General features: G+C 37.1%; 12 protein-coding genes. 8 read left to right on the forward strand and 4 right to left on the reverse strand.

All coding sequences use genetic code 11. The annotated features are described in order from the left end of the window. Nucleotides 1–9: 9 nt before the first annotated feature. The 4 genes from JCM21738_RS11940 (at nt 10) to JCM21738_RS11955 (ending at nt 4,947) form a co-directional block, all read left to right on the forward strand. On the forward strand, nt 10–1,161 hold the full coding sequence (locus JCM21738_RS11940; protein ID WP_023614637.1) for a tyrosine-type recombinase/integrase: 1,152 nt from the start codon (nt 10–12) through the stop codon (nt 1,159–1,161). A gap of 931 nt (nt 1,162–2,092) precedes the next feature. Then, on the forward strand, nt 2,093–3,250 hold the full coding sequence (locus JCM21738_RS27350; RefSeq protein WP_369385725.1) for a tyrosine-type recombinase/integrase: 1,158 nt from the start codon (nt 2,093–2,095) through the stop codon (nt 3,248–3,250). Next, nucleotides 3,250–3,630 carry a DUF6262 family protein gene (locus tag JCM21738_RS11950; RefSeq protein ID WP_023614635.1) on the forward strand — a complete coding sequence of 127 codons (381 nt, stop codon included), beginning with the start codon at nt 3,250–3,252 and terminating at the stop codon, nt 3,628–3,630. The genes JCM21738_RS27350 and JCM21738_RS11950 overlap by 1 nt, the downstream gene beginning before the upstream one ends. 123 nt (nt 3,631–3,753) lie before the next feature. Continuing rightward, nucleotides 3,754–4,947: an ISL3 family transposase gene (locus JCM21738_RS11955; RefSeq protein ID WP_023614634.1), complete on the forward strand. Its 1,194-nt coding sequence runs from the start codon at nt 3,754–3,756 to the stop codon at nt 4,945–4,947. Nucleotides 4,948–5,286: 339 nt separating this feature from the next. Here JCM21738_RS11955 and JCM21738_RS11960 read toward each other — a convergent pair whose 3' ends face one another. The 3 genes from JCM21738_RS11960 to JCM21738_RS11970 form a co-directional block, all read right to left on the reverse strand. Further along, complete coding sequence (locus tag JCM21738_RS11960) at nt 5,287–5,811, reverse strand: cysteine hydrolase family protein (protein WP_023614633.1); 525 nt, start codon at nt 5,809–5,811, stop codon at nt 5,287–5,289. A 725-nt stretch (nt 5,812–6,536) separates the two neighbouring features. Next, nucleotides 6,537–6,842, reverse strand: coding sequence for a hypothetical protein (locus JCM21738_RS25810; protein ID WP_243462998.1), 306 nt, complete (start codon nt 6,840–6,842; stop codon nt 6,537–6,539). Nucleotides 6,843–6,895: 53 nt separating this feature from the next. Next, a complete protein-coding gene (locus JCM21738_RS11970) occupies nt 6,896–8,128 on the reverse strand; it encodes a gluzincin family metallopeptidase (protein WP_243462999.1) in 1,233 nt (410 codons plus the stop codon). Nucleotides 8,129–8,433: 305 nt separating this feature from the next. On the opposite strand from JCM21738_RS11970, the gene JCM21738_RS11975 reads away from it, so the two are divergent. Continuing rightward, entirely contained in the window at nt 8,434–8,673 is a 240-nt protein-coding gene (locus tag JCM21738_RS11975; protein ID WP_175577019.1) for a hypothetical protein, read from the forward strand. Between the two features lie 77 nt (nt 8,674–8,750). Here JCM21738_RS11975 and JCM21738_RS11980 read toward each other — a convergent pair whose 3' ends face one another. Further along, a complete protein-coding gene (locus JCM21738_RS11980; protein ID WP_023614629.1) occupies nt 8,751–8,957 on the reverse strand; it encodes a hypothetical protein in 207 nt (68 codons plus the stop codon). A 327-nt stretch (nt 8,958–9,284) separates the two neighbouring features. Here JCM21738_RS11980 and JCM21738_RS11985 point away from each other — a divergent pair, with 327 nt between their 5' ends. From JCM21738_RS11985 to JCM21738_RS22460, 3 genes are all read left to right on the forward strand, one after another. Next, nucleotides 9,285–9,623: a YolD-like family protein gene (locus JCM21738_RS11985; protein ID WP_023614628.1), complete on the forward strand. Its 339-nt coding sequence runs from the start codon at nt 9,285–9,287 to the stop codon at nt 9,621–9,623. A gap of 490 nt (nt 9,624–10,113) precedes the next feature. Continuing rightward, nucleotides 10,114–10,497, forward strand: coding sequence for a hypothetical protein (locus JCM21738_RS22455; RefSeq protein WP_023614626.1), 384 nt, complete (start codon nt 10,114–10,116; stop codon nt 10,495–10,497). 70 nt (nt 10,498–10,567) lie between these two features. Continuing rightward, complete coding sequence (locus JCM21738_RS22460; RefSeq protein WP_148296106.1) at nt 10,568–11,173, forward strand: alpha/beta hydrolase; 606 nt, start codon at nt 10,568–10,570, stop codon at nt 11,171–11,173. The last annotated feature ends 453 nt before the right edge of the window (nt 11,174–11,626 follow it).

The raw sequence follows: 11,626 nt of genomic DNA on the forward strand, positions 1-11,626 counted from the left end.
GGGTATCATATGCGAGTTCAGGAGATTATCCTTGAAGGAAACAAAAAGAGATATATGTTGTTGGATGGTGTAGGAAAACCGGTAATACCAGTTATGCAATATCTGAAATTCTTGGATACTGGCGGCAAGAGTGGAAACACACAAAAAACATATTGCTATTCGTTAAAACTCTACTTTGAATTCCTACAGGAGAATAGAAAGGAATACATAGATGTAAAATTAGAGGATTTTATAGAATTCGTAGCATGGCTGAGGAACCCATACGGTGCAACAAAAATCAGTCCAATTGAAAAAGTTTCATCCGTAAGGACGGAAAGGACTGTTAACCTTACAATTACCGCTGTAACAAATTTTTATGATTTTCTCCATCGTAACGAGGCACTGGATAAAAACGTGGTAGATCGACTTTTCAAGCAGGTTTTTCCCGGTGGAAAAAGGAAGTATAAAGATTTCCTTTTTCACGTAAATAAAGGAAAATCGTCAAGCAGAAACATCATTAAAATCAAGGTGCCGCGAAGAAAAGTAGAGGTATTAACAAAGCAAGAGGTAGAACTCCTTATAGAAGCTACATCAAATATAAGGGATAAGTTTTTGCTTCAACTCCTTTTTGAAACCGGCTTACGTATCGGAGAAGCACTATCTCTATTTATTGAAGATTTCAAGATAGACCATAAAAAAGGAAATCGAATCCATCTGGTTAATCGTGGAGAACTTGAAAACGGAGCAAAACTCAAAACTGGTGAACGGAACATTTTTGTTTCCCAGGCTCTGATGGATTTATACGATGATTATCTATACGAAGTTTTGGATGATTTGAACACGGCTACAAACTTTCTGTTCGTTAAACTGCGCGGCGATAAAATGGGACAAGCAATGAATTATATGGATGTTTCCGCACTGTTTAAGCGTTTAAAGAAGAAAACAGGAATAAATGTGCACCCACATTTATTCCGACACACACATGCAACAATCTTTTTTAAAGAAACAAAGGACATTAAACAGGTCCAAGAACGGCTGGGACATTCTCAGATTCAAACAACGATGAATTTATATCTTCACCCGTCCACTGAGGAAATTCGTGAGAATTGGGAAAGGTCGCAGCACGCATTTAAAATAAACTCTTTAAAACAACAAGGAGATTCGCATGATACAAAGTCATAAAGCACAAAATTCGGAAATGGGCTTCCATGAGCGGCTTAAAAACGAAATGTCTTTCTATTACGAAAGAACAGTAAATACTAAAGGGGAAGTTTTAACGGAAATGAAAAACAATCCCTATTTCCAAAAAAACGATGTTTGGAATCTAGACACTATCGGCTTAATTAACAACTTTAAAGAAATGCATTCACGCTACAATAGAAGTACCAAAAATATCGATTTCCTGCTTCTTAATCCAACGTTCAGAATTGAAATCAAGTATTTATTTTATAAAAAGCTATTTAATGATGAATGGTCATTGAATAGGATCATGACAGCAATTTATCAAGTCAATAAGATTCAAGGGTTCTTGAATGAATGTTACCCAAATGTTAAATCGATTTTGGAACTTGATATGGACAAAGCCGCTGAGAAATGGGTGCTTTGGTTAGAAAGTAAAGGAGTAAATTTGAAAATCACCAAGTACGTGGGGCATAGGGACACTTTTGAAAAGGCATCAACAGGCATTGTGACATTTTTAAAAATGATTTATTCAGCAATAAAAACTGTGACTGATGACCGTGATGAGTGGAAAAAGGAATCCTGGGATATTAGGAATTTAAAAAAGCTATACGGGATATCCCATAATCAATCTGCAAATTCTTATTTTCTCCATTTCGATAAAATAAAAAATCCAAAATTCAGGGACGCGGTAAAGAAGTATTTCAGGCACCGGCTTTTAGGAAAACAAAATTTCTCGGGCACTACTGCCGGAAATTACATGACGTATGTTACCCCGTTTTTTAATCACATTAGCGAGCTAGAACCTGAATGGAAAGATTTAAAAAAACTGCAGCGAAAACACATACTGGATTACATCCAGTGGCTCCACAGGTATGCCAATAGTAGCATAAATCATAGAAACAGCAATCCGGACGGATATGTACGGCAATCCTTGGCAATTGTTCAAAAGGTATTAACTGATTTCCAGAACTATCAATATGACACAGCGCCGGAAACGGACATAAGGATATTAATTTTTCCTGAAGATAAGCCTTTGGAAAAGAAAAAGGCTTACGATCAAGTTGATTATATCCCAGATTTCGTCCTTGATCAGCTGTTCACTGAAATCAATCATTTGCATAAGGAAGTACAGCCAATAGTCTGGATTGCCTTTAAAACCGGGTTAAGAATCTCGGACATTTTGACCTTGCGGCAGGACTGCCTAGTAAAATTAAATGGGAAATATCAAATAGTTACTGATATTAAAAAAACCTATGTAGCAGGGCATTCCATTCCAATAGATGAAGAAATAGCTTCTATTATCGTTGCTTTAATCGATTTGTCTATTAATAACAGTAATAGCGATAACAACCCGGACAAATTCATTTTATCGCGTTATTCAGGCGTAAGAAAGGGAAAGCCTTTCAGCCAGGAATGGGTAAGACAGAAATTAAATACTTTGGCTCATGACCGCGAAATCAAAACAGAGGACGGCAAGATTTTTCATTTTAAAACCCATCAATTCAGGCATACGTACGCGGTAAAAATGCTCAATAACGGTACGGACATCTTAACAGTAAAAGAGCTTTTAGCACACGCCTCTCCAGAAATGACAATGCGATATGCAAAATTGCTGGACGGAACAAAACGAAAGGCTTTCGAAGAAGCAATAAAGAACGGTGTATTTTCTTTCGACAAAAATGGTGAAGTGAAAGAAATCAAACCAAATGAGGATATTCCAGAAGATGTTCTTGAAATGTTATGGAGAGAGCAGAAGCTAACCGCAATTGATAATCCTTATGGAACATGTCACGCAAGAATTAATGGGAATTGTCCTTATTCAGAAGAACCACCTTGCCTTACGTGTAACGGAGGCAGCCCGTGTAAAGATCTGGCGATAGGATTGTCCGATATGGATGTGCAAAAATATGAGCTTCTTGTTAAAACTTCTTCAAAAACCATTGAAGTTTTGGAACAACGGGGTCGGCATGATGTTGCCCAGAAAAACAAAAAAAATCTAGATAGATATCAGGACATCCTAAAAACTATCCAAGACGGAAATATTATTTTCGGTCGTTTGGACCGTATTAAACGAAAGCAGGGATCGTAATGACAAACTATGATCGTAAGGAGCAATTAAAAAAAATCCATCAGAGCCGTAAAGCTTCAACGGCTCTGAAAGTGGATGAAGCAATAAAAAGACTTATAAAATCAAAAGATAGTATCAATTTTAATAGCGTGGCAAAGGAAGCCGGTCTCTCAAAGGCGACGTTATACAATAACCAGGAGCTTCGACACCGCATTGAATCTCTTCGCCTACAACAAATAAGTACGCCTAGCGAAAAACAAATGAAGCGGAATATGGATGATAATAATAAAGACGCTCTAATCGAATCATTAAAGAGAAAAGTAAAGAAACTCGAAAATGAAAACAAAGAGTTGCGAGAACAAGTAAAATTTGCATATGCGGAAGTTTATAAAAAAATTTAAAAATTGGTGTTATTAATTAAGATTCATCATCACTTTTTGTGAAATAACACAAAAAAGGAAAACATTTTTGAATTCCTGGCAATAATGTTAGCATCACAACAAACATTAGTAGGAGGTTCATAAATGTTTTCCGTGTTACTAGAATTGCCAGAATTTGAAGTTGTTAATCAAGAAATTTTCGATACTCATTATTTCGTTCATATCGAGAAAAAAGCTGATGAGGAACGCTGTACGTGTTGTGGCTTTTACTCATCATCTGTCCACGACAGAAGGACAAAAAAGGTACGGGATCTTTCTATCCTTAATAAACCTTTATTTTTAAATGTTATTATTAAGCGATATCGTTGCCAGAACTGCGAAGAAGTTTTTTCCGCTCCTTTTGAATCGATTGCCGCACATCAGCGTTACACGAATCGCTTTCGCCAGTTTATCTATGAACAAGTTTTGGGTACTACCATTCAAGATATTAGCCAAAAACATCAGATTGCCTATTCTACAGTTGAGCGCATCTTTTATTCAATCGCTCAAGAAAAGGCTGATGAACATGAGAATGTCATACAAAAAACTCAAGAAGTTCAAGACATCACGTTAAGCCTAGATGAGGTCGCTGTTCGTAAGGGACAAAGATATGAGACCGTTCTGTATGATGCCAACTTAGGCGCTGTTATGGGTATGCATCAAGATCGTGATTATACCTCAACGCTTGAACTTTTAAGGTTAAAGGTCATTCATCCCGAACGGGTTAAAAATGTTGTGGTCGACATGTGGGATCCCTTTCATAAAGCCATCCGAACAGCTTTTCCTGATGCACAAATTATTGTCGATAAATACCATGTCGTGCAAAAGGTTACTCAAGCATTAGACCAAGTTCGTAAGAAAATACCTGGCTTAAAAAAGGCACGATTTCACTTACTGAGAAGTTATGAAAATGTAAAAGAAAAAAACCGATCAAGACTGAATGAACTATTAGAAACTCATGATAACCTAGCTTACGGATATTTTCTGAAAGAACTCTTTAGGGACTTTTACAAATCGACAGATTATGCAATAGCGGATCAGCTATTATCGGAATGGATCCAGCTCGCTTGGAGCAGTCCTTTTGAATCCTTTCATGAAGTGGCTAAAACAATTGAAAACTGGCGGCCACAGATCATGCAATACTTTCATACTCCATTTACTAATGGGCGGACTGAAGGTACAAATCATAAAATTAAGAATATAAAGCGACGAGCATACGGTTATAGAAACACCCAACGATTTAAAACACGTGTATTTTTGGAGTGTACAGGACAAACTTATAAAAAACAGATGTCCTAGCCCCCTCCTTCTTCATCATTATGGTGATCATAGTTGGTGGAAAAGAAGCCGTCAAGGAAAGCACTTGACCGCTTCTTTTCCACCAACTGGCTAGTCTGTAAGATGAAGAAGGAGAGAGTTTGAGTAGCCACAATCTAGCTATCTTATTGTCGGAATTGAGTATGAATCACAAACAATGGTGAAGAGACTTAATTAATAATCTAAGTTGACTAAGCAGGGTACTTTAGGAGCTTATTTAGCATACAAAAAAAGCTCGGAGCCATAAAAGCCCTGAGCTTCTTTATATTAATATGTTTGTTGAAGATGAGCACCCTCTACTTTAAGTATAAAACTTCACAATCATCTAATAAATGCAATATCTTTACTCGGATGAACTTCTGCAAACCAACGTAATACTCCGTTATGATGATTTATAATTTGTTGTGCAGTAATATCTTGTGAATCCCAAGTGCTATGTGTATCCGAAGCTAAAGTAACCTTATATTCCATACTAAAAGCTCTTCTACAAGTTGTATCAACACACGCTTCTGTTTGAATTCCCGCAATTACTAAATGTTCAATCCCTTGTTTTTTCAGTTCTTCATCTAAAGTAGTATTAAAAAATGAGTCAGGAGTAGTTTTTTGAATGATTACATCTTGAGTGTTAGGAAAAATTTCAGGATGAATCTCCCAACCATTTGTGCCATATTCTAAAGGTTTACCAGCAGGTGCATTATGCTGTATATAAAAAATTGGTGTTTTATTAGAACGTGCTTGAGTAATTAGATTCTTTAAATTTTGAAGTAACCTATCCCCTTTATATACAACATTACCTTCTTGAAACATACCATTTTGAACGTCAATAACTAGTAGTGCTTTCTTCAATATTCTCCCCCTCAAATTTAAACATAAATGAATACTAATTGATTGACTTATTATAAAATCATGCATCTTTGTTGAATAAGAATATTCTATAAAAAGAGCGTTAATCCTTCCTGGTTCAACGCATACGCTAGCTAAAGAAGATCTATTTAAAAAGTTGCTCATTATACATGCTAATTGAGTGTAATTTCTCTTTTAGTAAGTTATCAAGTATTTGCTCTATTACAATTGGTTCCCGCAAGTCTTTACTATCAAATGTTACAAGATCACTCACTTTTATCCACTTGGAAAGTTCCACTTATCAACAGCATTAGGTTTGTTCTCTTTTATTATTAAGACTTTATCATCACTAAAGATTGATACACTTGCTACTAAGACAATTTCATCTTGGGACATTTTTTCTCCTCGATTCTTTTGAGAATCACATTTATTTCTATGGTCATCTAATTACTCTCTTTTTCACTAACCTGCTTACTTTCTCATAAAATGCGTCAACACATTCTTTGAATCAACCCTCCAATAGGTTTAAGAAGATGTTAGTTCTATAAATTCTTCCGCATCTTTGACGCACAATTCCATTCCTTTTTCCCAGAATTCCTCAGAAGTAATATCTTCTCCCAAATGTTTCATAACTAACTCTTCCACAGACATACTTCCTGAATCACGAAGTAATTTCAAATAATCTTTCTCAAAATCTTTCCCTTTCTCCTTTGCCTTTGCATAGATGCCTAATGCAAATAAATACCAAAAGTATATGGGAAATTATAAAAAGGCGATTGAGTAATATAGTAGTGTGGTGTCCAAACCCAAGAATAAATTGAAGGTTGTTCTAGGGAGCCAGCATACGCCTCATTTATTGATTCTTCCATCAACTGATTTAGTCGATTGGCTGAAACAATGCCTTCATTACGTTCCTTGTAAAATCTCTGCTCAAATAAGAATCTCGAATGAATATTCATAAAGTTCATTACACTACGTTTTAATTTTTCATCTAGTATAAATAATTTTTCTTCTCTTGTATTTGCCTTTTTCATAGCCGCATCAAAAATAATCATTTCAGAGAAGGTTGAAGCAGTTTCAGCAATGCTTAACGGATAACGTTATTCAACCCATTAACAGACTTCATGGCATGATTATGGAAAGCATGCCCCAGTTCATGAACAAGAGTTAACATATTTAAAAGAGTCCCGTTAAATGTCATAAAAACTCTCGATTCACCTGTGAGTGGAAAACCAGCGCAAAATGAAATAGCGGACTTATTGGGACGATCTTCCGCCTCTATCCATCCTTCATAGAAAGCCCTCCTAACGAAGCCCTCTAATTCGGAACCAAATTGACTAAAATATTCTGTAATAAGCGTTGCAGCTTCCTCGAATGTTATTACTTGATTACTTTTTGTGACGGGAGCCCAAAAGTTATAAGCCTTCATACTAGTTCCGCCTATCATTTCAGCTTTTCGCTCCAAGTAATTTGAGAAAGGTTGTTTATATTTACTAATCACTGTCCACATCGTATTCAGCGTTTCTTCCTTCATTCTGTTTTTTTTCAGTGGTTCTTCTAATATACTTTTAATCCCTCGTTTGTTATTTACCTGTATACGAAAGCCAGCAATGTGATTTATTATTTTACTAAATAATTCTTCTTTCTCTTTCCATGTAGTCTCTAGTACATAATGAGCTTCCTTCCGTACTTCTTCACTATGGTGCGATCGCAAGTTAATGGCTTGTCCAACTGATAGATTTTCTTCTTTTCCATTAATTTGTATATTTATCTTTATACTACTTACTAGATTATTATAAAAATGTCCCCAAGCATGGTATCCATCAACCATCAAGTCTGAAATTAAATTGATCTCTGCTTCTGACAAATTCTTATCTGCATTTTCCCGCCATTCATTAAGAATAAATCTATATTCTTGTAATTTTTCGGTTTCTAGTATGCTTTCCCAAACATCTTCCTTTGTGTATGTAAATATCTTCTTTAATTTCGATAATTCTTTTTCAAAACGGGATTCCTCTTGAGCAACTTTTCCTCGTAAAGTCGCAGCTTCTTGATCCTTTGGATTTTCTGCAAGGAGACAAGTGATAAAAGAATTAGCTTGCGATAAGTACAAGCGAATGGTAGCGATGTTTTCTATTAAAGGGACCACTTTAATTACTTCATTTATTGAAATTGGTGTAATTAATGATTTAATACTACTTTCTAATATATTTACAAGAGCTGCTAATCGATTCATATGCTCTAAAAATTGACTTGATTTGCTTCCCCCTATAAAAACCTTATCTAAATTCCACACTCTTGAATAGCTTATTTTCTCCATTAGTTACCTCCCCAAAATATTTACATTGCAAAAGCGAACGTTCATTCTTATCTTATCATATTTTATAGGTAAAAAATTCCTACAAAAAAAACAAAAGACATTGATTTTTCAGATCAATGTCTCTTTTTTAACTATTTGCTTCGTTCAATAAGCCTTCCTATTTATTTTAACAGAAATATCCGGAAACCTGCTTGGGAAAGGAATAACATATTAAACATGACTAATATGTAAAAGCCTTGATTTTAATAACAATTTCTAAAAAAGGTCTTGATAAGGTTATAAATTACCAATACGCTGACGTTTTCGTGACTGGTTATCGTAAGAAAGAATTCGGTTGGCTACTCGCTGACAAGGAAGGGCTCTATATGGGCGTTATGGAGCTCGGTGTGCCGCCGAAAGAAAGAGCGAAGATTTACCGGAGGGCTATCGTTAAAGAAACGGACGACTTTGCGTATGTCGACCCGGTGGAAGTACGTGTAAAATTCCGAAACTACACAAAGGCGGGACTATTACGGTTACCTAGTTTTAACGGCTGGTGCGATTAGAGGCATTTTTATTGGTACGATGTATATGAGTATAAGTAAAGCCATACGCAACCTCGTATGGCTTTTTCACTATATTTCTATTCGTTTTCCTTGACCTTTGAGTGTTCTTCTAAAATAGAGATTGCTATTGCTAACCCCTGGGCACGTCCAGCATATAAATCAGCTTCTTCTCCTATAACTCCTCGGTTTCTCAAGTCCATTTCCTTGTTTTCATACACTTCTTTTTGATGATTTAACTCATTTAATAAATTTGAAACATCATTTACCGTCAATGCTTTAGTCATTTTTTATACTCCCTTAAATCTGAAATTTATTTGGTAAAACAACTTAAAATCTAATGATATTTATTGGTCTACCCCTATATCATCGTAATATTGCTTGCCCATACTTCTAGCACCTAAACTTAAGAGTGTTCCTAAAATAAACCCGATAACCCCAATTATGATAGATAATGTAGAACCACCCCATTAACTTAATTTTCTCAATATGAAAATTATACCATTTAGAATGTTGCTTTGGTGAAATATAAGAAATTTTGTTAAAAGGATAAATGTTTTAAGAACGCTTGTTCGTGTATAATAACGGTAAACACTTCGAAAGGATTGACCGCTATGAGAATACGCGATAGAGGAAAAATGAAATGGCTGGGCGCCTTGTTTGCGCCAGAACACCGGTCTATGCTACGGGAATTAGCACGCGATGAACTGCGGCAGGCAAAGCCAATACTCGACGAATATGAAATCGCGGAAATGGAAAACCGCATTTGTTACGCGATGGAGTTTAACTTTCCGGTGACTATTTCGAAATGGGAAGACGGATTTACATACGAAGAAAAAGGCCGCGTTCATTACCTCGATCCTATTCGGCAGGAGGTTCGGATAGTTTCGGAAGATGGGGCGGTGATTCGGATCAAGTTTTCTGAAATAGTTGCGGTGGAGGTAATCGGGTAGGTAATCGAAGGTATTCGCCAAGTATTCCATTAATTTGAAGAGTCTGATAACATCGTATTAAGGAGGTGTTATGAATGGCGATTAATATTTCCGACCTTTTAGGCCCGATGTATAACTCAATCGACGAAGCAGGATAGATGCATCACCCGGCGAGGTTATAGTAACTGACAACGACGAAGCCTTTTACATAGTTAGCCGTGAAGTTTTCTCGGATATTCAGCCGTTTGATTACAGAATAGTAGGATAAAGTAAGTTCGGCTGTTAACTGCAGCCGGGCTTTTTTTAAAAAAGACGTCCTATTTGGACGCCTCTAATACTGCTCCCTCCGACGCTATTTTTCGCATAGAAATCGTATGAGGCGGATTATATCGTAATCTTGTGGGGCCGTTTTCGTGTTCTTCTCGAATTGTTTTGAAAAGTATATTCAAAGCCTCTATTGATGCGGTCAGATTCTGGGAGAACCAGATGGACTGAGGAGGAGGAAGGGAGAATGAGAGCAAAAAGAATCCTCGGAATTATGGTAGTGTCAATGTTTCTTATCGGTTTACTTGGGGCATGTGACAGCAGCTGGAAAGCATCGGATGTTACTTCGGTCTCTAACGTCCAGGATAATGCAGTCAGTGAACCAGGACAGGTGGCAAAAGCTGACATGAACACGGGAAGCGGTAGTGAGAATCCAGTTCCCCAGGAACTTGAGAATATTCCGAAGGAGTATTACCAAGCGGCAGATCAGCAGGGAACCTTGGTGGAGCTTACCTACGATACGTATGAATCTAAAACATATGAACAGAAAAGTAAGAAGCTTACAAAACGGGCAATCGTATATCTGCCATATGGTACTCTAAAGAAAATCAGTACAATGTTTTGTATCTGATGCATGGCGGCTGGAGTAATGAAACAACGACCCTTGCACTCCCAATCATCCGAATTCCTTTAAGAATGTCATTGATCATGCCATAGAGAATGGAGAGATAAAACCGCTTATCATTGTATGTCCTACCTACAATAATGAAAGTCCGGAGGACAGTGCAGACTACACGTTGGCGTTTTACACTCTGACGGTCAATTATCACAAAGAACTGGTAAACGATCTGATTCCTGTTGTGGAAGGAACCTACTCGACATATGCGGAAAGCACATCGCCGGAGGATATTAAGAATTCAAGAGACCACCGTGCATTTGGGGGATTTTCGATGGGATCTGTTACCACATGGTATACCTTTGTGAATAGTCTGGATGAATTCCGATATTTCCTGCCAATGAGCGGTGCGATGGATTATGAGGGCGATGATGTAGATGCGGCAGTCACTGACTCCGGTTACAGCCCGGACGATTTCTTCATCTATGCGATTACAGGAACGGATGACTTTGAATATGGACATTTCGCAAGCCAGATTGAAGGGATGCTTGGTATGCCGAGTGGGAATTTCATATCGAGCGATAATGAAGAATCCGGAAATATCGCATTTCGTATTAAGGAGGGATACTCGCACGACGGTCGTGCAGCAATGGAATATACCTATAATGGCCTAATGTGGTTTTGGAACTAAGGAAGTGTAATTCAGAACTGTGAGATGATTTAAAAGTTCAGGTGTAAATGGTGCCATGCTTGGTGCCCAAAATTTTAAAATTTGAAATCACAGGGAAACATCAGAAAACAAGAAACCTTGATTTATCAGTACTTTAGGGTACGTACAGGTACTAGAGAAACAGATGCTAGCAAACTTCAAAACCGCTTGTGACCTGCGTGCCAGGTTAGCTGGGTTCGATTCCCAGGCGGTCCCGCCAAAATACATAAATTAGCAGCCGCTCAGAATACTGGGCGGATTTTTTGTGTTTAGAATCCAGTATAAGTTAGAAATATGAAGTGCCTTTTTCTATTTAGAAGCATAAGGTACGTCCCTGTGCTTTGGGAAAATACAGAGGATGCCTGGAAAGATTATTTACACCTATGTAAACAAGGTGGAAGCCAATCATTCACAGAGCTTGTCAAAGAAGCGAAC

Source organism: Mesobacillus boroniphilus JCM 21738 (assembly GCF_000517385.1).
GTDB lineage: Bacteria > Bacillota > Bacilli > Bacillales > Cytobacillaceae > Mesobacillus > Mesobacillus boroniphilus.